The sequence below is a fragment of the Sorangium sp. So ce836 genome, from assembly GCF_028553905.1.
GTDB classification, from domain to species: Bacteria; Myxococcota_A; Polyangia; order Polyangiales; family Polyangiaceae; genus Sorangium; species Sorangium cellulosum_D.
This window is the reverse complement of sequence record NZ_CP102233.1, coordinates 1,285,832-1,306,105: the sequence shown is the minus strand read 5'-3', so window position 1 is coordinate 1,306,105 and position 20,274 is coordinate 1,285,832. Positions and strand designations below refer to the sequence as shown.

The following is a 20,274-nucleotide window of genomic DNA, read 5'->3' as shown; positions in this document are numbered from 1 at the left end:
TGAACGAGGATGCGATGGTCAGGGGGCCGGGCGCCGCCCGGCCCGGAGGGCGTCCCGCTGAGCGAGCAGCCATGCGCGCCCCTCTTCCTCCGTGGCAAAGAACTGCTGCGGGTAGGGCCGTCCCGTGACCATCTGGATGCCTTTCGCGAGGAGCGCCACGATGACGCGCACGGAGAAGCTCGCCCCGACGAGCGCGATCGCGTCGAGGCGCGCGCTCCGCACCTCTTCCGTGAGCGCCTTGCGCGCCGGCGGCGGGACGGGGCCCATGTGACGCGCGTCGACGAGCACCAGGACGTCGCCGCCGCTCTCCGCCACGCGCCTGAGCGCGCCGATGATCGCGCGCGCTCGGTCTTCCGTGAGCTCGCCCTGGACCGCCACGCGCAGGATGCCGTCGGGCTCTTCATGAACTCCGGGCCTCGCGTCCTTCAAACCGAGATCGCTCATGCCGAGCATGCTAGCGCCTCTGCGGCGCGTTGTGCGCCGGTGCTGGCGTCAAGCGACCGGACGCCGCCTGGCCCGGAGCGCGTCTCGCTGGGCGAGCAGCCACGCGCGCGCCTCGCCCTCGGTGTCGAAGAACTGCTGCGGGTAGAGCTGTCCTGTGAGGATGTGCACGCCCTTCGCGAGGAGCGTCACGACGACGCGCAGGGGGAAGCTCGCTCCTACGATGGCGACGGCATCGATGCGCGCGGTGCGCATCTCTTCTGCCGATATCCGGCGCGCCGACGCCGGGATGGATCCCGTGTGACGCACGTCGGCGAGCACCAGGACGTCGCGGCCGTCGTGCGCCGCCCGCCGCAGCACGCCGATCACAGCGCGCGCCCGGTCGTCCGTGAGGTCACCGTGGACCGCCACACGCAGGATGCCGTCGGGCTCGTCACGAACATCGAGGCACGCGTCCTTGAGGCCGAGATCGCTCACGCCGAGCATGCTAGCGCCTCGTGCTGCGCGACGACATGCGTTTCGTAGGGTCAAGCCGCCGACGCCGCGAGCGAGCGCGCCGCTCGCGTTGCGCAGCGAGGGGCGCGACACCCATCACGGCGGCTCGCTCTACCGCGTTCGCTGCCCCGTCGCTCGCGGCGCTCGCAGCACGGCGCTCCGTCCCTCGGACCGAGCCGGCGCGACGCCGGTTCAGTCCATCACTTCGCGCCCGTGAGCCGCAGCACCTCGGCCCGTTCGGCGTCGGTCGGCTCGCGCTGGCAGTCCTTGCCGGCGCTCTGCAAGGCGTCGAGCTGGCGGACGAGATCGCCGGGATCGACGCTCAGACAGCCCTCCTCGAACTGCGAGCACTCGGCGACCGAGAGCGCGGTCCCCGCGACGTAGCGGCAATCGGGATCCCCGGGCGGGTATCTCAGGAACGTGGAGGCCTGGGTGAGCAGACATGCGGGGTCCGACGGCGTGCTCGCCTCCTTGCAGCGCGCGGCGGCGATGCGCGCCATCCGTTCCAGATCGGCCGCCGGGTACATCTGGACCCGAGGGCGCGCAGGCGGCGCGCTCGCGGCGCCGGCGATCCGCGGGCCCGCCGCCGGCCGCGGCGTCTCGGAGCACGCGCACGCAAAGCCGACGCACGCGCCGACGAGGGCGAGAAAGGATCCCCCAGGCCTCATGGTTGCGACAAGTACCACGCCAGCTTCATCGCCCGCAACCAACGCAACCAACGCAACCAACGCAACCGACGCAACCGACGCAACCAAGCGCGCCTCGCCCGGCTCTCCCCGCGCCTCCCCCTTACCTCCATCGAGCCAGCCCCGGCGCGCAGGTCCCCGCTGGCCGTACCTCGGCGGCCCGCCAGGCCGGGCCGCGCCGCCGCGCCGGCCCTCGAGCGGCGGCTCGCGCTCTCCCATTACCTGGCAGGTAATCGACCCCCGCCCGCGGCGTGGTTCAACTCCTCCTCACAACGCGCGACGAGGAAGGAGACCCGCAATGACTGAACAGCGCATCGACACGCCAGCCACCCCCGTGGATCCCGGATCCGGTCCGGCGGCGAGCCCCGGAGAGCCGCAGGGGGCGCGGAGCAGGCCGCGGCACGCCGCCGGCCCGTTCATCGAGGCGCGGGACGGCGCGCGCCTGTTCCACCGCGACTGGGGCGCGGGCAAGCCCGCGCTGTTCCTCTCCGGATGGGCGCTGAGCAGCGAGATGTGGGGCTACCAGATGGTCGACCTCGTCGATCGCGGCCTGCGCTGCGTCGCCTACGACCGGCGCGGGCACGGCCGCTCCAGCGATCCGGGGCGGGGCTACGATTACGACACGCTCGCCGACGACCTCGCCGCGGTGCTGGAGCAGCTCGATCTGCGGGACGTCACGCTGGTGGGCCATTCGATGAGCGGCGGCGAGATCGCGCGCTACCTCTCGCGCCACGGCGACGGCCGGATCGCCCGCGCCGTGTTCCTGGCGCCGACCACGCCGATGCTCCTCAGGGCGGCGGACAACCCGGACGGGCTCGACCGGCGCCTCGTCGAGCAGGCGCGCGCGGCGATGCGCGCCGACTACCCGAGATGGCTGACGGACAACGCGCCGCCGTTCTTCGTGCCCGACACGTCGCAGGCCATGAGGGAGTGGGTGCAGCACCTCATGCTCCAGTGCTCGATGAAGGCGCTCCTCGACTGCAACCGCGCGTCGGTCGAGGCCGACTTCCGCGACGAGCTGCGCCGGATCGCGGTGCCGACCCTCGTCATCCACGGCGACCGCGACGCGTCGGCGCCGCTCGCGCTCACCGGCGAGAAGACGGCGGCGCTCATCCCGGGCAGCCGCCTGCTCGTGCTCGAGGGCGCGCCGCACGGGCTGTTCGTCACCCACCGCGAGCCCGTCAACCGCGCCCTGCTCGCCTTCGCGCGCGCCTGACTACATCACCCGCGTCGGCGAGCTCACGCGGCTCGGATGAGCGCCTGCGCTCAGATGGCCTGGCAGTAATAGAATGCCATGTTGTCGCAGTGATCTCCGCTGCACTTCGCGCCTGCGATGTAGTAGCCCGGCGGGAAATAGATCGACCCACCGTTCTCCTCGGAGATGAAGCCGCTCCAGTAGCAGCTGCCCCAGGTCTTCCCGTTGAGATGGGAGCACTGGAGCGACACGTTGTCGCAGTAGCTGCCCGTGCACGCGAGCCCCGTGACGAAATCCCCGTAGTTGCACCTCCGGTAGTTGGTGTTCTCCTCGGAGAAGTAGGAGGTCCAGTACGTGGACGTGTTGTAGGTCCCGAGGGAAGAGCAATAGCCCTTGATGTTGTCACAGTCGGAACCGCTGCAATGGAACGCGCTCATGGCGTTGCCGCTGTCGCATGCGACGGGCGCCCAGCCGTCGGACGTCTCGGCCGTCCATCCATTCGTGATGGCGTCGGCCGCAGTTCCGACCTCCTCGTCCGTCTCGATGTCGACGTCGCTCGCGCTGTCGACCGACTCAGCCATGCAGCCGGCGACCATCAACAGGGTCGACCCGAGCAGCGAAACGAGCGACAGCGTCGATGAGATCTTCATGATGAACCTCGTGGCGCGACCGCGCGCGAGCCGGCTTCGCGTCGGCGGCGCGGTCGCAAGTATTGGAATTGGAGTTCTTCGACCTGGCGCGGGCATCGAGGCTTCGAGGCCCGCGCCGCCGGAATGAGCAAGGCACATACCATCGCCCTCGGGCCCGGTTCCGCCCCAACATCGCGTCGGAAAGGCTCGGATCCGGGCGGGCGCCACGCGCGTCGCCCTGGCGGGCGGGCGGCGTTGCGCAGAGGCTCGCTCAACGGTTGAGCGAAACCTCGTCCAGTTGCGCAGAACGTTGTGTCGGGAGGAGCGTCACGGCGTGCCCCCGGTACGACCGGCTCGCGTGGCCGCCCGCGTGCGGGGCGCGCGAAGGGCTCGGGACCGGCGCGAACCCCTGAAAGCGGGCCGCGACATCGCCCTCGGAGCGCTCGACAAGGGTGAGCGCTGCCCGCCAAGGTGTCGTATCGTCCGCGCGAGGCACCGAACACCATGCGAAAAGAGCGGCTGGCCCTCTCTCTCCTGCAGATCGCCCTGCTCGCGGCGTGCGCGCAGCGCCCTGACGCGGACGGCCCTGACGCGGACGACGGCGCAGGGGCGGGCGCCGGGCCCACGTTCCCGTGCCCGCCGGGCGCGGTGGAGACCGACGCGGGCTGCGAGCCGGCGGGGGTCCCGCCCGAGCGGTGCGGGAGCGGCTTTGCGCCCGACGGCGCGCAGGGCTGCGTGCCCGTCCTGCCGAAGGAGGCGGGCCCGCCCGGGCAGATGGCCGTCCCCGGCGAGGCGGCGTGGCGTGAGGTCGCGCCGTGCGGGGCGGGCCCGTGGGGCAGCGCGCCGATCGACGAGGCGACCGCGTTCGTCGACGCGGCCTACACCGGGGCGGACAGCGACGGCACGGAGGCCAGGCCGTGGACGACGATCCAGGACGCGGTGGAGCACGCGCGCGCGGGCGCCCTGATCGCGATCGCGGAGGGCAGCTACGTCGAAGAGCTGCTCATCTGGAGGCGGCCCGTGCGGCTCTGGGGCCGGTGCCCCGCGCTTGTCGAGATCGTCGGGCCGCCCGGCGCGGCGATCGCCGTCCAGGTCGACAGGGGCGCGAGGGGCGCGGAGATCCACGACCTCGCTGTCCGCGGAGAGGGCATCGGCCTCGGTGTGAGGAACGTGCTCGATATCGTGGTCGAGCGGGTCTGGATCCACGACACGAGCGACGTCGGCCTGCTCGCCGCAGGCCCGGATACCGGGACGAGCCTGACCGTGCGCGGGGCGCTCGTGGAGCACACCACGGGCGCGGGCATGGTCGTGGCGGACGCCGCCGTGACGCTGGAGGGCACGGTCCTGCGCGACATCGATCTCGCCGCCGGGGATCCGGAGCACCCGTTCGACGGCCATGCGATGGCGATGCAGGTCGAGTCGGTCGAGCGCCGCGCGAGCGTGACGGCGCGATCCGTCGTCATCGAGCGCGTCGGGGGGCTCGGGATCAGGCTCTCCGGGGCGGACGGCGTCGTCGAGGACAGCGTCGTCCGCGACGTCGCCTGGCTCGCGGCGGACATGCCGGGCACTGGGCTCGCGGCGACCCACGTCCCGAGCTTCGAGCCGGGGACCCTCACGGTCCGGGGCAGCGCGCTGGAGCGGAACCACACCGCCGCCATCGCGATGATCGGCGCTGAGGCGACCATCGAGGCGACGGTCGTGCGCGACACGGGCGCGGGGTCGGCCGAGGGCGATCCGGGCGGCGCGGGCGTCTACGCCGAGCCGAGCCGCATCGACGGGCGCCCCGCCCGCGTGGCGCTCCGGCACGCCCTCGTCGAGCGGAGCCGCGAGAGGGGGGTCGTCGTCAACGGCTCCGACGTCGAGATCGATGGACTCCTCGTGCGGGAGCTCGTGCCTGGCGCGTCGGACTACGGCGCGGGGATCGAGATCGCGCACGATCGGCGACGCGCGGATGTCCGGGTGCGCGGCAGCGCGGTGGAAGGCAGCTACGGGACCGGGATCGCCGTCTTCGGGGCCGACGCGGCCCTGGACTCGACCGTGGTGCGCGACACGAGGCCGCTGCCGTCGAGCCAGGATCTCGGCAGGGGGGTCAATGTCCAGTCGCTGCCCGACCTCGGCGAGCGCGGGAGCGCGCGCCTGCACAACGTCCTGATCGAGCGGAACAGGGACGTCGGCCTCTTCCTCAGCGACTCGGACGCGACCGTCGAGTCGACCACGATTGCGGACACCCTGGGGCGCGCGCTCGACGGCAGGAACGGCTACGGCATTATCGCCTACAACGACGAGACCGGTCTGGCGAACGTCCTCGTCCGGGACAGCGTGATGGCGCGGAGCGCCGGGGCCGGTATCTACAACCGCGGCGCGACGGTGCAGATCGCGTCGACGACCTTCACGTGCGAGCCGCTCGACATCGTGAGAGACGTCGATGAGCTCTCCCCGGCGGTCTACGAGGATCTGGGCGGGAACGTCTGTGGCTGCGAGGGCCGCACCATCGACTGCAAGGCGGAGCCGACGCGCCTCGAGCCCCCCCGTGCGCTGCCGCCGCCCCCGCCTCTGCCCGAGAGCGAGGGCTGAGACTCCCGCTCGTCCGCCGCCCTCGTGTCGTCGCGCCTCTCGTGGCTCAACCCGGGTCGGGGTGCTCAACCCGGGTCGGGGTGCTCAACCCGGGTCGGGGTGCTCAACCCGGACCGACCCGCCCGCCGGGGCCGGATCCGGGCGAGGCCGCGCGGATCCGCCCGGCAGGACGAGGCGTCGATGCGCTGCGGCTCGAGGCCGAGCTCCCGCATCCTCGCCGCGTCCCACGCCTCGATCGGGTCGCGCCCGGCGATGTAGCTGCGCGCGCGGTTGGCGAGCGGCGCGCGCAGGCTCATCACCTCGGGCGCCGACATCAGAACGCACGTCTTGTAGCGGGGCAGATCGCTCATCGCCAGCCGGCTCCAGACGTGGCGCCCCACGTTGCGCACGCTGCCCAGGGCGCGGCTCAGGCGCTGGAAGTGCTCGATCGCCTCGGAGGCGTCCAGCCGGGCCGGCCGGTGACAGAGGGTGTACCCGTCGAGGTCCCGGCTGGTCACGCCGGGCAGGAGCCGCCCCTCGGCCGCCACCTGCGCGAAGAACGGCGTCTCCGGATACGGGCAGACGATCCCCAGGAACGTCGGGCACTGATCCCCGAGGTCGTGGAGGTATTCGGGCAGCCGCTCGAGGTACTCGTTGGTGTCCCCGTCCGCGCCCACGAGGAGCCCGAACGAGAGCACGATCCCGCTCGCCGAGGCTCGATTCAGGACCTCACGGACCTCGCTCAGCTTGTTCTGGCCCTTGTTCATCGCGCTGATCGACTCGGGGTTCAGCGACTCCAGCCCGGTGTAGACGTAGCGGCACCCCGCGCGCCCCATGAGGCGCACCAGCTCCGGGTCGCGCAGCACGTTGAAGGTGAGCGCGCAGCCCCAGATCTTCTTGAGCGGCATCAGCGCCTCGCAGAGCTCCCGCAGGTAGCGGGGAGAGCCGCCCAGGTTGTTGTCGAGGAAGCCGAACACATCGCCGGTCACCCCCGGAATGCGCCGGTTGAAGATCATCCTGTCGCGGATGTCCCGGATCACGTGGTCGATCGGGCGATATCGGTATTGCTCATGCCCGGTCAGCACGCAGAAATTGCAGGAGAAGGGGCAGCCGCGCGACGCCTCGATGCCCGGCATCCGGACGAGGTTGTTGCGGTAATCGATCAGGTCGTAACGGTAGGTGGGGATCCGCTCCGGGGGCACCGGGGGGAGCGCGTAGACGGGCTGGAGCTCGTTCCGCTGGAAGTCGGCGATGAGGGCCGGGACGTTCGACTCCGGATCGCCCGTCACCACCGCGTCGAAATGCTGGAGCGCGTCCGCCTGGAAATGGCTCGCGTGCCGACCGCCGGCCACCGTGGTGATGCCGCGCCGCCGGAGCAGCGCGGAGAGCACCTTGGTGTGCTCGTAATAGGCGTGCAGGTACGAGAAGAACACGAGGTCCCAGGGGCGATCGAGGGGGATGTCCGTCTCCTTCTCGTTGTAGAGCTCGATCTCCGCGTCCGGCGGGCACAGGGCCGCGATGAGCTCGGGCACGGAGGATTGCATGACCGAGCGCTCCTTGCGGTGCAGGCGGCTCGGGTGCGTGTAGGTCGAGAGGATCGCGATGCGCATCGAGGGGGGCTCCTGGTTCAGTTCAGGCCGACGGCGACGCTCGCGAGGCCCAGGGCGGCGTGCGCGAGGGTCACCCCGGCGAGGGTGCGGTGCCGCGCGTAGAGCGCGCCGAAGAGCAGGCCGATGGCGAAGGTGAGGAGGGCGAATCCAAGCGAGACGTGGAGGTGGTAGACGCCGAAGAACGCCGAGGTGAGCGCGAGCGGGACGGCCCGGCCCGACCGGGGCAGGAAGCGCTCCAAGGAGGTCTGGATCACGCCGCGCGCGACGAACTCCTGGAGCAGGCAGTGGGGCGCATAGAGGACGAAGAAGAGCGCCCGCGAGGTCGCGTCGTAATCGGCGATCGATCCCCACGTGACGAAGGGCTCGCCGCGCGTCCACGCGCCGAGCCGCAGCGCGAAGCAGGCGGCCGCGAGGGCGAGCGCGACGGCCAGCGACTCCGCCAGGCTGCTGCGCAGGCCGGCCGTGGTCACGCCCATCCGCGAGAGCGGCAGCGACTGGCGGCGCACGTACCACGCGACGGGGACGAGGAGGGCGAGCAGAAGCCCCCAAGAATAGGCCATGTGCTGGGCGGGGGGCAGCCCAGGGGTCACCGTTCGCTGGACCACCCGCGCCATGAGGAGGAGCGCCGCGGCGAGGGCGATGAAGGAGGTGATCTCGCGGCGGAGCTTTCGCGCAGGGGCCCCACACACGGGTTCGAGGCTGCGTTCGCGCAGCCCGGGAGCGATGGTTGCCGGAGCGTCGATGGCCATGCCGGCTCGCTGAGCAGCGGATGTGCCACGCTGCGATCGGCGGCGAAGGACGCTGTCGGCCGGCGGACGAGGTGCGTGAAGGCGGCGCGAATTGAGCCGATACGGCACAATCCGATGGCGCATTCGCCTTGGTGGTCCCGGCCGGCGCCCGGTGCGCGGCGCGCGGGCGTGTGTCCGAGATCACCGGAACCGCGCGTGGCGCGCACCGGGACCGCTCTCGGCGCGGCCCTCGCCGGGTGCCTGGCGGCGAGCGCGCGGCGCCGGCGCGCCTCGCTGGCTCAGCCCTTCACGGCCTGCAAGGTGTAGCTCGCGGCCAGCCGCTCCGGCCTTTCGCGGAGCCGCCATTCGCCGCGCTCGTCTTTCACCATGCCGTCTCCGAGCGGGTTCCAGGGGACCGAATCGTGCTCGGTGAGCGCGGTCAACCGCAGGTTCGCCCCGAGGAGCGCGGTGACGATCTCGCCGAGGCCGTGGTTGAAGCAGATGCTGTCCGGCGCGGCGAGCTCTCCCTCGTGGGACACGTACGTCTGCTTCTCGTGGAACAGCGTCCCGCCCTTGACCTCGAAGTAGGGATATTCCACGACCAGGAGGCCGTCCGGGCGCGGATCGGCGAGCGACCAGAGCATCGGATGGCCCTCGCGCAGGAACAGGCGGCCGCCGGGCTTCAGCAGCGCCGCGACCGTGGCGGCCCAGCGCTGGATGTCGTCCAGCCAGCACAGCGCGCCGACGCCCGTGTACACGACGTCGAAGCGCTCGGGGCCCAGCGCCGCCACCGCGTCGTAGACGGTGCTGCACACGTACTCGATGTCGGCGCCGCACTCCGCGGCGAGCCGCCGCGCCACGGCCAGCGCGGGCTCGGAGAAATCGAGCCCGGTCATGCGCGCCCCCAGCCGGGCGAGCGACAGCGTATCCGTGCCGATGTGGCACTGCAGATGGACGACGTCGAGGCCGCGCACGTCGCCGAGGCGCGCGCGATCGAACTCGACGACGCCCGAGAGCCACCGCGGGTCTTCGCGAAACCTGTGGAGCTCATAGCCTTGCTCGTGGTGCGGCACGCGGCTGTTCCAGTTCGCGAGGTTGATCGCCACGTAATCGCGTCCGTGAGAGCTCATGGCGAGAGGATACACCGCGCTTCGTCTCTCGTCCCCGTCTCTCGTGCTCGTGCGCGTGCGCGTTGACTCCGGGAAATCGCGCACGCGCACGCGCACGAAGGACGAGCACGGAGGACGGGAGACGAAGCACGGAGGACGAGAGACGAAGCACGGAGGACGGGAGACGAAGCACGGAAGCGGTCTGCATTGAACCCGAGCGAAAACCGCTCTGGGCCCCGTCCGGCAACCCCGTCGAGCTCCGGCAGCCCGCTCATTGAGGTCTGCTCCGCCAGGCACGTCGTCTGGCGGCCATCGGGTTCCTGGGGAGACCGCCTCAGGCCAGCAAGCATCCCCCGGCCTCATGTAGTGACAGGTATCACCCCCGCTGGCTCGCCCCCCTCCAGCGCGCCCTTCCGGCTCCCGCGGTCCAGCGAGACGCGCTGCGTTCGGCTATCCTGGCGTCCGATGCGCGCACGCCCATCGCCGCCCTTGGTCCTGCCCGCCCCCGCCGCGACCGCGCGCGAGGCGCGCTCTTCCGGCGCCGTGGCCGCCTTCGATCGCGCCTCGAGGCGACGCCCGCGAGCTCCGGGCCCTGGCCGAGCGCGGCCGCGAGGCGCTGCGGCTCGCCCCACGGGCGGCGCGGCGCGGTAGAACGTGCGGAAGTGAGCAAGGAGAGAGACGTGGCCGGCGCGATGTCCCCCCGGAAGGATGCGCAGAACGACGCGCAGCATGCCCTGGAGCTCGCGGTGTTCGCCGGGGGCCGCGTGACCCGGCACCCGCTGCCGGCCGAAGGCCGGGTGTCGCTCGGCCGATCGAAGGAGAACGACGTCCAGATCGACGAGAGCTCTGTCTCGCGCCGCCACGCGATCATCCACCTCGGCGCCCGGCTCGCCATCGAGGACCTCGGCAGCGCGAACGGGACCCGCCTCCGGCGCGAGCGCAGCGCCGGGCCGACGACAAAGCTGCTCGAGCTCCAGCTCGAGCCAGGCAAGACGACGGAGCTCGCGGTCGGGGACGCGGTCAACCTGGGCTCGACCCTGATCGTGATCCTGCCGCGCGAGGGCGCCGCGAGCGCCGCCGCCGGCCAGGCGCCGGGCGCGCCCATCGTGCGCGACCCGGCCATGCAGCGGCTCTACGCGCTCGCCGAGCGCGTGGCCGCGTCGCCCCTCAGCGTGCTCCTGCTCGGCGAGACCGGCGCCGGCAAGGAGGTGCTCGCCGAGCACATCCACCGGCGATCGCCGCGCGCGCACGGGCCGTTCCTGCGCCTCAACTGCGCGGCGCTCGCCGAGTCGCTCCTCGAGAGCGAGCTCTTCGGCCACGAGAAAGGCGCCTTCACGAGCGCCGGCCAGGCGAAGCCGGGGCTGCTCGAGACCGCCGAGAAGGGCACCGTGATGCTCGACGAGGTCGGCGAGCTCCCCCCCGGCATCCAGGTGAAGCTGCTGCGCGTGCTCGAGGACCGGAAGGTGATGCGCGTCGGGGGGCTGAGCCCGCGGCCCATCGACGTCCGCTTCATCTCGGCCACGAACCGGGACCTGACCGCCGAGGTGAAGCGCGGCGCCTTCCGCGAAGATCTCTTCTTCCGGCTCAACGGCATCGCCCTGACGATCCCGCCGCTCCGCGCGCGCGTCTCCGAGATCGCGCCGCTCGCGCGCGCGATCGCCGAGCGGACCGCCGGCGCGCTCGGGCGCCGGGCGCCGGCGCTCGCCCCCGAGACGCTCGCCGCGCTGGAGGCGCACCGCTGGCCCGGCAACATCCGCGAGCTGCGCAACGTCATCGAGCGCGCCGTCGTGCTCGCCGGCGGGGACACGCTGCTGCCGGAGCACCTCCTGCTCGACGTCTCCGCGCCGCCGCCGCTCGTCGATACGCGCACCCCGACGTCCCTCGAGGCGCACCCGGCCGAGGTCGCCGCGCCCGCCGGTTTCCTCCCCGGCGGTCCCCCCCTCTCCCCCGGTCCCCTCCCCCCGGACGCTCCCCGATCGGCCGAGGCCGCGGGCGGCCTGCGCGGCGAGCTCGACGCGATCGAGCGGCGCCGCATCGTCGACGCGCTGGAGCAGTGCGCCGGCAACCAGACGCAGGCCGCGGCGCTCCTCGGCATGCCCCGCCGCACCTTCGTCGCCCGGCTGAGCGCCTACGGCATCCCGCGGCCGCGCAAGGGCAAAGCCAAGGGCTGAGGCGGCCGGCGCCGCCCGCCGGCGAGGGCCCGCGTCGAGCCGCGCAGGCGCCGCGCCAGGGGGCGCTTCATCCCGCCGGTCAATGCCTCACTGCGAGCCAGCGAGCTTCAGCACCTCGGCCCGCTCGACCTCGGTCGGCTCGCGATGGCAATCCTTGCCGGCGTTCTGCAGGGCGGCGAGCTGGTGGTCGAGATCCTTTGGATCCACGCTCTGGCAGCCCTCCGAGAAATCGGAGCACTCGGCCACCGACAGCGCCGTCCCGGACACGAAACGGCAATCCGGATCCTCGGGCCGGTATTTCAGGAACGGCGTGGCCTCCGCGAGGAGGCACGCCGAATCCGACGGCACATTCGCCTTCTTGCAGCGCGCGGACGCGACGCGGGCCACCCGGCGCAGCTCCTCTGCGGGATAGACGCGGCCCCGGGGCCCCGCAGAGCGCGCCATCGCGTCGCTCTGCGCCGGCGCCGGCGCGCCCGCCGCCGGCACGCCGTCCGCCGGCGCGCGCGCGCCGTCCGCGCCGTCCGGCAGCGACGGAGATAGCGGCGACGAGGAAGCGCACCCGCAGGCGAGGAGCACGGCAATGGTATTGAAAAGAATTCCCCCAACCTTCATGGGCATCTCATATCACACCTTGTCGCTCGCTCGCAATGCAGAGTTCTTGCCCATCCCACCGACGCCGAGGCGTCGTCCGGCGTCGTCCGGCGTCGTCCGGCGTCGGTTCCCGGTTCCGCCGGCAATGCGTCTCCGATTGAAGAATTGCAGCGCAAGCGCCCCCGCGCGGGGCGCAGCGCTGTCGCGATGTTCAGCGATTGCGCCGCTCGCCCTCGCCGTCACGCGCGCTCGGGCGCGTCGCCGAGCCGCTCCCGCGCGAGCGCGAGCGTCGTCCGGTTCTCCGGGACCTCCTCGAGGAAGCTCTTCCGGTAGGCCGGGTCCGGGATCGTCCCGGCAATGCGGAGCAGGCGATCCCGCGCCGCGGCGAGCGCCGCCTCGGCCGCGCCGCGGCGCCCCACCGCGTCGAGGCACGCGACGTGCGCGAGCCGGATCCGGGCGCCCTGGAAGAGCCCGCAGGCGCCGCCCATCGCCTGGACCGGCGCGAGCGTCTCCTCGATCGCCGCGAGCGCCTCGGCGGCGCGGCCCTGCCGCAGGCGCAGCTCCGCGCGCGCCGCGATCACGCCCGGGCGATCGGTGCGGTCCGCCCCCGGGAGCAGCCCGAGCGCGGCGTCGAGCTCGCGGTCGGCGCGATCGAGCTCCCCCGCGCGGCCGAGGACCTCGGCGAGCAGCCAGCGGCCGCGCCCCTCGTGCGGGGAATGGGACCGCGCGCGCCCGGACACGATCAGCGCCTCGGCCAGGCGGCGCGCGCCGTCGAGATCCCCCCGCACGAGCGCGACATGGACGCGGACGAAGGGCCGGTACGACGACCAGGCCCCGTACTCCTCGTCCGGGCCCGGAACGCAGCCCAGCACCTCCTCCGCGCGCGCCGTCGCGCCCAGCGTCCACAGCACCGTCCCGAGCAGGATCCGGATCGCGCCGGCGCCGCGCGCGTCGTCGACCCGGAGGGCCGCGTCGAGCGCCGCCTGGACGCGCTGGAGCGCGCCCCACGGGTCCTCCACGGCGAGCTCGCAGCGCAGCCCGAGCTCGACGTCGGCCGGCGCCTCGCCCGCGAGCCCCCGGTCGAGCCGCGAGAGCGCCGCCTCGACGTCGCCGCTGCGGTGGGCGATCTCGGCGGCGCGCAGCCAGTAGCGCGACGCCCGCGCGCGCTCGCCGCCCTTGTCGAGGTGCTCGGCCAGGACCAGCGGGTCCGCCTCGCCGCGCTCCTCCAGCCAGCGCCCGGCCAGCCGGTGCCCGAGGGCGCGATCCTCGTCGCCGAGCATGGCGTACGCCCCCTGCCGCAGGAGCGCGTGCCGGAACCCGAACTCCTCCTCGCCGGGGAACCGGCTCGCCGGCCGCCGCACGAGCAGCTCCGCGCCGGCGAGGATCGCGAGCCCGTCCCGCGCCGGCGCGCCCACGAGCGCCTCGACGCCCGAGGCCCAGCACGCCTCGCCGAACACGCTCGCCGCCCGGAGGAGCAGCCGCGCCTCGGGCCCCAGCGCGTCGAGCCGCGACTGCACCATCGCCACCACGGTCTCGGGCAGCGCCTCGCCGCGGCCCTCCGCCGCCGCGCGGATGAGCTCCTCGAGGTAGAACCCGTTGCCGTCGGCGAGCGCCACGATCCGGTCGAGGGTCTCCTGGGGCACGCCCTCGCCGAGCGCGAGCCGCGCGAGCCGCTCGCACGCCTTCTTGCCGAGGTCCTTTAGCCGCAGCTCGTGCACGCTCCGCTCCGCCCAGAGCCGGGGGAACAGGACCGTGACCTCCGGCCGCGCGAGCGCGAGGACGAACAGCGGCTCGTCGGCGAGGTGCCGCAGCGCCGCGTCGACGAGGCGCATGGTCTCGGGGTCGCCCCAGTGCAGGTCCTCGAGCACCAGCACGACCGGCCCCTCCGCGCACGCGGCCCGGACGAGCGCGAGGAAGGCGCGCTGCACCTGCTCGGCCATGATCCGCGCGTCGCGCCGCGCGGCCCGGAGCAGGGAGCTCTCGCCGTCCGGGAACGGCGCGCCGATGAGCTCCCCGACGAACGCCGCGGTCCGGGGCCGCTCCGCCTCCGGCACCCGCCGCGCGACCCGCGCGAGCACCTTGTCCCGCCGCGCCGCGAGCGCGTCGCCCTCCACGATGCCGCACGCCCCCTGGATCGCGCCGGCGAGCAGCCCGTACGGCGAGCCCGCCCGCAGCGGGTCGCCGCGGCCGGTCCAGGTCGACGCCCGCGGGGCGCGCTCGGCCACCCGCCGCAGGAACTCCTGCGCGAGGCGCGACTTGCCCACGCCGGGCGGCGCGATCACCAGGACCGCCCGCGCCGAGGGCTCGTCGACGCACGCCTCGAACGCCGCCTCGAGCATGCGGAGCTCGCCGTCGCGCCCGACGCACGGCGTGGGCTTGCCGAGCAGCGTCCGCCCGCCGCCGGCGCTCGAGCGCTCGCCGACGAGGAAGAAGCGCTCCTCGTGCTCGCGCACGTCGAACCGCGCGTCGATGAGCCCCACGAGGCCCTCGTCGATCGCGATCGGCCGCGCGTCGCCCGGGCCGGCCGGGCCGCGCGCCGAGATGAGCCGCGCCGCCCGGTCGATCGCGTCGCGCAGGAGGCGCATCCGCCCCGCGGCGGCGCTCCACCCGAGCGCGAGCGCCATGGGCCGGTCGGGGGTCTGCCGGCGCAGCGCGAGCGCCACCCGCGCGGCCTGCCACGCCAGGTCCGTCGCCGCGCCCTGCCCGGCCATGGTCAGCACCGCCGCCCCGCCCGGCAGCGGCTCGACGCGCGCGCCCCACGCCGACGCCTCCTCGACGAGCTGGCTCGGCACGGTCGCGATCTCGGTCGCGACGTCCGCGAAGGCGGCCGCGTCGATGGCGCCGATGAGGAGCACCGCGACGGACCGGCGCTCCGTCGCGGTCAGCGCCCCGGGCCGGGACGGCGCCGGGCCGTGCGCGCTCGCGGGGGCGTGCTCGCCGCGCTGGATCGCGAGGAGCGCCTCCGCCGCCTCCCGGCCGTCGCGCGGCCGGGCGTCCGGTCGCTTCGAGAGCATCCGCGCGCACAGCGCCGCGATCGGCTCCGGCACGTCGCTCCGCACGTCCCGCAGCCGCGGCGGGTCGGCGAAGAGGACCTTGGCCAGGATCGACATGAAGTGATCCCCGCCGAACGCGGGCTCGCCGGTGAGGCACTCGAAGAGGAGGCAGCCGAGCGCGAACACGTCCGCGCGCGCGTCCACCACGTCCTCGCTGCGCGCCTGCTCCGGCGCCATGTACGCGGGCGTCCCGATCACGACCCCGCTCTGGGTCATGCGCGTCCCGCCCGCCCAGGCGACGCCGAAGTCGAGCAGCCGCACGTCGCGGGAGCCCTCCCCGACAAGGAACACGTTGCTCGGCTTGAGGTCGCGGTGGACGACCCCGCGGGCGTGCGCCGCGCCGAGCGCCTCCGCCACGCAGCGCGCGACCTCCACGCCCTCGTCCACGCCGAGCGGCCCGCGCCCGAGCCGGCGCGAGAGGTCCTCGCCCTCGAGCCACTCCATCGCGAGGTACAGGGCGCCCGACGGGAGCGAGCCGTGCGCCACGTGCCGCACGATCCCGGGGTGCTCGAGGCCCTCGAGCAGCCGCGCCTCGCGCAGGAACCGCGGCGCGTCGGCGCCGCTCGCGGCGCGCAGGAGCTTGACGGCGACGGGGGCCCCGCGCTGGAGATCCGTGGCGCGGTAGACCTCTCCCATCCCGCCGGTGCCCGCCTGGGCTTCGAGCACGAAACGCCCTGCCACGAGGTCGCCAGGCCGCATCGGGCGACGAGGGTACGTCCGCGCTCCGGGGCTGTCGAGCGCGCGCGGCGCCGGGCGGGGCTCGCGCCGGCGCCGCTTGCGCAAGGCCTGCTCAAGTCGAGCGGGGGTGACGCGACCTGCCGCGCCGGGGCGCGAGGGCTCCCCGGGTATGGCCCGGATCGCCGCGTCCTCGCCGTGGCACGACGCATGCTCATGCTCGGAGGAGAATCGCCGCGCGCGGAGCCGACGTCCCGGCAGAGGGGCGCGCAGGCGACCCCCAACAAGGAGCTTCATCATGATGCGTGCATTGTTTGCTTCGCTGGCCGTCGTGTCGTTCTCCGGTTGCGCCGCGGCGCCCGCAGAGGATGCGGCCGAGCAGGATCTCTCTACGATGGATGCGGCGGCTGCGGAGGGCGAGGTGGACGTCGCCGTGGCCGCCCTCTCCTCGTCCGTCACGTTTCATTCGGAGACGCCGTTCTACATCCCCCCGCACGTCGGCGGCGACGCCGACTTCGACGGGCACGGGCCGCGCGTCAACCTCGACGTGGAGCTCCACGTCTTCAATGGCAACGAGGTCTGGGCCTCCGTCCACATCGACGCCGTCGAGACCAAGAGCGACTGGACGCGCGCCGAGGGGACCGGCTGGTTCCACCTCTACACCGCGCCCAGCACCATCGCCGAGATCCTCAGCCCCACGTACTTCGAGCACGAGTACACCGACACCGACCACGCCCGCGATCTCTACGCCTTCTCGCCCGGGAGCCTCGTGTCCCTGCTCGACTACGTCGGCGACACGAAGGGCAAGGAGGCCGGCTCCAGGACCGGCGTCCAGGTCTTCTTCCAGCCCATCACCGTGGGCCTCCTGTGACGCCCCCGGGCGCGCGCGGGCCCGGCAGGGCCCGCCGCGCCGGGGGCGCGCCGGACGAGCGAAGCGGATAGGATTCGGACGTTCCACCCACGAGACGAGGAGATCATCGAACCATGAGCACTGGATCGGGCACGGGCGAGCTGGATGTCAAGAGGGGAGACCTCTTGTCGAAGGAGCCGGACGAGCCGGAGCAGCCGGACCAAACGCAGATCCCCATCGACTCGAAGCTCCGCTTCATCGAGGCGCTGACCGAGAGCCCGCTCCTCCAGGTGGCCGTCACGGGCTCGAACCCTCCCCCCGGATACGCGGCGAAGGCCGAGTACTGGTCGAGGCGCGGCCCCCTGAAGACGAGCGCGATCATCCTGGAGTCGATCGGGTTCACGAACCGCTCGGGATCGGCCGGGTACCCGAAGGAGTTCCATGACTGGCTCGCCGGGGGCAGCGTCCTCGCGACGGCTCAGGAGGTGTCGGCGCAGCAGTGGGTCCAGGGCGTCCACCAGCCGACGTCTCCGAACAGCGCGCTCTACTGGGCCGTCGATCCGGACGCGCCAAGCACGCGGCGGATCGGCCTCCTCGTGGAGCTCGGGAGCGCCGGCGAGCTGCTCAACGTGATCTGGTACAAGACGAGGCAGCCCACGGGCGGCCTGATCTTCCAGAAGGCCCCGAGCAGGCTGACCTTCACGCAGGTGGTCGTGGGAGAGATGAAGAAGCCGTCGACCGATCCGTACGACATCGACGCTCAGAGCACCTGGTACCACTACCGTGGCGAGATGAGATCCGCGTGAGCGGCCCGGGCGAGGCGGGAGGCGCGCGGGCCGCTCACCGCGGCGCCGAGCGCGCCAGCCTGAACCCGATCCCCCCGAAGCGATCCCCGGGCTTGCCCGCGAAGCGCCCGGCCGCGCGGCAGAGGTTCGGCGACGTCGACCACGCGCCGCCCCGCGCCGCGCGGAAATCCGGGTCGCCGTCGTCGGCCGGATCGAGCAGCACGACGCCCGCCTCGGTCCGCGTCCCCTCGCGCTTCCACGCGTTGATGCACCAGTCCCGCACGTTGCCCGCCGCGCCGCGCAGCCCATAAGGGCTCTCGTCCAGCGGGAAGTCGTCGACCGGGCGGCGGCCGGCGACGCCCTCGTGGCTGCCCAGCATGCACCCCCAGGTCGGCTCCAGGAAATCCCCCCAGGGCATGCAGCGGCCGTCGACGCCCCGCGCCGCCTTCTCCCATTCGAGCTCGTTCAGGAGGCGCCACGGCGCGCCGGTCTCGGCGGCGTACCAGGCGGCGTAGCGCATCGCCGCCCGCCAGTGGACGAAGGCGACCGGCATCCGCGGCTCCTCCTGGACGTCGGTCGGGATGAGCCCGAGCCGGAAGCGGCCGTCGTCGCCCCGCTCGAACCGGAGCGAGTCCGGGCCCGCGTCCGAGGCGGCGCGGCCCAGCGAGAGGCGCGGGCAGCACTCGAGCGCCTCGGCCTCGCGCCCGCTCGCCACGAGCGCGTTGAGGAAGGCGAGGTACTCGGCGTTGGTGACCGGGTGCCTCCGGACGATGAAGCCGTCGCACCAGAGCCGGCGCCGAGGGAGGCTGTCGCCCGCGTCGGGATCGCCGCCGGAGACGAACCAGCCGGCCGGCACGTAGAGGTCGTCCTCGACGAGCTCGCCGAGCCGGAGGAGGCGGACCGGGTGCGGCCCTCCCCCGCCGGGCCGGACGCCGTCCCAGGGGCGCCCGCGCTCGATGAGCACGGGATAGCAGGCCTCGTGGTGCCCCGGCGCGCGCAGCTTCAGGAGGTAGCTCCCGCGCGGGAGCGCGACCCCGCGGAGCGGCGTGGGGCCGAGCTCGCGCGCGCGCTCGGGCACGAGCCGGCGGTCGCGCTCGACATAGCGATGGAGCGAGACCTCCGCTCCCTCGGGCTCGGTCGACAGCGAGAGCGCCCCGTCGCCGGCGAGCAGCACCGCGTGGCGGCCGCGATCGTGCTGCCGGAGGAGCGCCTCGGCGCGCGCCGCGCCCCGGGCGTCCCGCGCCTGCTCGGCCTCGATGAGCTCCTCGGCGTGGTGGTCGGCCAGCGCCTCGTGCGCCTCGCGGAGCTCCGGCGCCTCGTTCAGCGCCGCGCGGAGGAGCTGCATCCACTCGACCTGGCCGAGCGACGCCTCCCGCTCGAGGTGCTCCGCCTCGTCCTCGAGCCGCCACCCGCGCGCCTTCTGCTCGGCGGGATCGAACGAGCGCAGGCCGTCGAGGAGGGCCCGCGCCTCGGCGCGCAGCGCCCGCGCGCGCGCCCGGATGGCCTCGATCTCCGGCTGGATCGCGCGCGCCTTGTCCACGATCGCGAGCGCGCGCTCGCGGCGCCGGGCGCCGTCGAGCCAGCTCCGGACGTCGGCGGCGAGCGCGCCCGCGTCGGGGTAGCGAGCCTCCGGAGCGAGCGCCATCGCGCGGGCGCAGATGGCCGCGAGCTCCGCGGGCACCTCGTGGGGGGCGCGCTCTTCGACCGGCGTGAGCCCGCCGCTGAGGAGCGCGCTCCAGACCGCGGCGAGCTGGCCGCCGTAGGGGTGGCGCCCGGCGAGGATCTCGTAGAGCACGACGCCGAGCGCGTAGACGTCGCTCGCCGCGCCGAGGCGATCGCCCTCGCCGCGCGCCTGCTCCGGGGCCATGTAGAGGAGCGTGCCCAGCACCTCGCCGGGCTGCGTGAGCGGGGCCGCTTCGAGGACGTCCGCCGCGCCGGCGGCCCCGGGCGAGGCGTGGAGCGGCGCGGCGGGCCGCGCGAGCCCCCAGTCCATCACGAGGACCTCGCCGAACTCGCCGATCATCACGTTGGCCGGCTTGAGATCGCGGTGCATCACGCCGCGGCTGTGCGCGTAGGCCACGGCCTCGCAGACGCGGAGGAACGTGTCGACCGCCCGCCGCAGCGCCACCGGCGACAGGCTCCCGCCGCCGGTCGCGTACAGGTCGGCGAGCACGTCGCCCAGGGTGCGCCCGCGCACCTCCTTCATCGTGAACCACAGCCGCCCGTCGGCGAGCGCGCCGCAGTCGTGCACGGGCACGATCCCCGGGTGCTGGAGCGCCGCGGTCAGCCGCGCCTCGGCGAGGAAGCGGGCGCGATCGAGCGTCGCGTCGCGCGCCTCGGACGACTGGATCTTCATCGCGAGCACGCGCCCCATGATCTGGTCGCGCACGCGGCGCACCTCGCCCATGCCCCCGCGCCCGATGCAGCCGAGGTCCTCGTAGCGCTCCTCCGCGGCGAGGGGCTCGGGCGCCGCGACGGAGACGGGCGGCGGCTCGGGCGCCGAGGCCGGGGACACGCGCAGCCTGAACGTGACGTCCGACGCGGCGCCGGCCGGCGGCGCGTCGCCCGACTCGTCCGGGCTCGCCGCTCCGCGCGCGGGCAGCGTCAGCTCCATCTGCTCGCGCTCGCTGCGGTTCATGATCCGTCCACTCCGCGGCCCCCGCCCGGGAAGCGCTCCGGGCCGAGGTCCGCGCCGACCCTATC

Annotated in this window: 15 protein-coding genes; 5 read left to right on the top strand and 10 right to left on the bottom strand. The window is 73.8% G+C overall.

Annotated elements, in window-relative coordinates:
• Positions 1–18: 18 nt before the first annotated feature.
• The 3 genes from NQZ70_RS04880 to NQZ70_RS04870 form a co-directional block, all read right to left on the bottom strand.
• Complete coding sequence (locus tag NQZ70_RS04880; protein WP_324293045.1) at positions 19–444, bottom strand: STAS/SEC14 domain-containing protein; 426 nt, start codon at positions 442–444, stop codon at positions 19–21.
• Positions 445–492: 48 nt separating this feature from the next.
• Positions 493–927 carry an STAS/SEC14 domain-containing protein gene (locus NQZ70_RS04875; protein ID WP_129573169.1) on the bottom strand — a complete coding sequence of 145 codons (435 nt, stop codon included), beginning with the start codon at positions 925–927 and terminating at the stop codon, positions 493–495.
• Positions 928–1,136: 209 nt separating this feature from the next.
• The gene (locus tag NQZ70_RS04870) at positions 1,137–1,622 is read right to left on the bottom strand and encodes a hypothetical protein (RefSeq protein WP_237245042.1); all 486 of its coding nucleotides are present in this window, start codon (positions 1,620–1,622) and stop codon (positions 1,137–1,139) included.
• A 298-nt stretch (positions 1,623–1,920) separates the two neighbouring features.
• Between NQZ70_RS04870 and NQZ70_RS04865 the strand changes: the two genes are divergently transcribed.
• Positions 1,921–2,838 (top strand): alpha/beta fold hydrolase, encoded by a 918-nt coding sequence (locus NQZ70_RS04865; RefSeq protein ID WP_129573167.1) that lies wholly within the window; start codon positions 1,921–1,923, stop codon positions 2,836–2,838.
• A 50-nt stretch (positions 2,839–2,888) separates the two neighbouring features.
• Here NQZ70_RS04865 and NQZ70_RS04860 read toward each other — a convergent pair whose 3' ends face one another.
• Complete coding sequence (locus tag NQZ70_RS04860; RefSeq protein WP_129573166.1) at positions 2,889–3,467, bottom strand: hypothetical protein; 579 nt, start codon at positions 3,465–3,467, stop codon at positions 2,889–2,891.
• A 483-nt stretch (positions 3,468–3,950) separates the two neighbouring features.
• Here NQZ70_RS04860 and NQZ70_RS04855 point away from each other — a divergent pair, with 483 nt between their 5' ends.
• Complete coding sequence (locus NQZ70_RS04855; RefSeq protein WP_129573165.1) at positions 3,951–6,020, top strand: right-handed parallel beta-helix repeat-containing protein; 2,070 nt, start codon at positions 3,951–3,953, stop codon at positions 6,018–6,020.
• Between the two features lie 65 nt (positions 6,021–6,085).
• Here the strand turns inward: NQZ70_RS04855 and NQZ70_RS04850 are convergent, their stop codons facing one another.
• The 3 genes from NQZ70_RS04850 to NQZ70_RS04840 form a co-directional block, all read right to left on the bottom strand.
• Positions 6,086–7,609 (bottom strand): radical SAM protein, encoded by a 1,524-nt coding sequence (locus NQZ70_RS04850; protein ID WP_129573164.1) that lies wholly within the window; start codon positions 7,607–7,609, stop codon positions 6,086–6,088.
• Between the two features lie 17 nt (positions 7,610–7,626).
• Entirely contained in the window at positions 7,627–8,298 is a 672-nt protein-coding gene (locus NQZ70_RS04845) for a CPBP family intramembrane glutamic endopeptidase (protein ID WP_237245041.1), read from the bottom strand.
• A gap of 338 nt (positions 8,299–8,636) precedes the next feature.
• On the bottom strand, positions 8,637–9,467 hold the full coding sequence (locus NQZ70_RS04840) for a bifunctional 2-polyprenyl-6-hydroxyphenol methylase/3-demethylubiquinol 3-O-methyltransferase UbiG (protein ID WP_165373788.1): 831 nt from the start codon (positions 9,465–9,467) through the stop codon (positions 8,637–8,639).
• A gap of 641 nt (positions 9,468–10,108) precedes the next feature.
• On the opposite strand from NQZ70_RS04840, the gene NQZ70_RS04835 reads away from it, so the two are divergent.
• Positions 10,109–11,617, top strand: coding sequence for a sigma 54-interacting transcriptional regulator (locus NQZ70_RS04835; protein WP_272827820.1), 1,509 nt, complete (start codon positions 10,109–10,111; stop codon positions 11,615–11,617).
• Between the two features lie 87 nt (positions 11,618–11,704).
• Here the strand turns inward: NQZ70_RS04835 and NQZ70_RS04830 are convergent, their stop codons facing one another.
• The gene (locus NQZ70_RS04830) at positions 11,705–12,235 is read right to left on the bottom strand and encodes a hypothetical protein (RefSeq protein ID WP_272827819.1); all 531 of its coding nucleotides are present in this window, start codon (positions 12,233–12,235) and stop codon (positions 11,705–11,707) included.
• Between the two features lie 212 nt (positions 12,236–12,447).
• Positions 12,448–15,942 (bottom strand): serine/threonine-protein kinase, encoded by a 3,495-nt coding sequence (locus tag NQZ70_RS04825; RefSeq protein WP_237245038.1) that lies wholly within the window; start codon positions 15,940–15,942, stop codon positions 12,448–12,450.
• 292 nt (positions 15,943–16,234) lie between these two features.
• Here NQZ70_RS04825 and NQZ70_RS04820 point away from each other — a divergent pair, with 292 nt between their 5' ends.
• Entirely contained in the window at positions 16,235–16,807 is a 573-nt protein-coding gene (locus tag NQZ70_RS04820) for a hypothetical protein (RefSeq protein ID WP_129573161.1), read from the top strand.
• Positions 16,808–16,920: 113 nt separating this feature from the next.
• On the top strand, positions 16,921–17,592 hold the full coding sequence (locus tag NQZ70_RS04815) for a hypothetical protein (RefSeq protein WP_129573160.1): 672 nt from the start codon (positions 16,921–16,923) through the stop codon (positions 17,590–17,592).
• 34 nt (positions 17,593–17,626) lie between these two features.
• Here the strand turns inward: NQZ70_RS04815 and NQZ70_RS04810 are convergent, their stop codons facing one another.
• Complete coding sequence (locus NQZ70_RS04810; RefSeq protein WP_129573159.1) at positions 17,627–20,209, bottom strand: bifunctional serine/threonine-protein kinase/formylglycine-generating enzyme family protein; 2,583 nt, start codon at positions 20,207–20,209, stop codon at positions 17,627–17,629.
• Positions 20,210–20,274 lie beyond the last annotated feature (65 nt).

What these genes read in the sequence shown, in the direction of transcription:
- NQZ70_RS04880 (WP_324293045.1), bottom strand. Translation starts at nt 444, where the DNA reads ATGAGCGATCTCGGTTTGAAGGACGCGAGGCCCGGAGTTCATGAAGAG.
- NQZ70_RS04850 (WP_129573164.1), bottom strand. Translation starts at nt 7,609, where the DNA reads ATGCGCATCGCGATCCTCTCGACCTACACGCACCCGAGCCGCCTGCAC.
- NQZ70_RS04860 (WP_129573166.1), bottom strand. Translation starts at nt 3,467, where the DNA reads ATGAAGATCTCATCGACGCTGTCGCTCGTTTCGCTGCTCGGGTCGACC.
- NQZ70_RS04820 (WP_129573161.1), top strand. Translation starts at nt 16,235, where the DNA reads ATGATGCGTGCATTGTTTGCTTCGCTGGCCGTCGTGTCGTTCTCCGGT.
- NQZ70_RS04815 (WP_129573160.1), top strand. Translation starts at nt 16,921, where the DNA reads ATGAGCACTGGATCGGGCACGGGCGAGCTGGATGTCAAGAGGGGAGAC.
- NQZ70_RS04830 (WP_272827819.1), bottom strand. Translation starts at nt 12,235, where the DNA reads ATGCCCATGAAGGTTGGGGGAATTCTTTTCAATACCATTGCCGTGCTC.
- NQZ70_RS04840 (WP_165373788.1), bottom strand. Translation starts at nt 9,467, where the DNA reads ATGAGCTCTCACGGACGCGATTACGTGGCGATCAACCTCGCGAACTGG.
- NQZ70_RS04865 (WP_129573167.1), top strand. Translation starts at nt 1,921, where the DNA reads ATGACTGAACAGCGCATCGACACGCCAGCCACCCCCGTGGATCCCGGA.
- NQZ70_RS04855 (WP_129573165.1), top strand. Translation starts at nt 3,951, where the DNA reads ATGCGAAAAGAGCGGCTGGCCCTCTCTCTCCTGCAGATCGCCCTGCTC.
- NQZ70_RS04810 (WP_129573159.1), bottom strand. Translation starts at nt 20,209, where the DNA reads ATGAACCGCAGCGAGCGCGAGCAGATGGAGCTGACGCTGCCCGCGCGC.
- NQZ70_RS04875 (WP_129573169.1), bottom strand. Translation starts at nt 927, where the DNA reads ATGCTCGGCGTGAGCGATCTCGGCCTCAAGGACGCGTGCCTCGATGTT.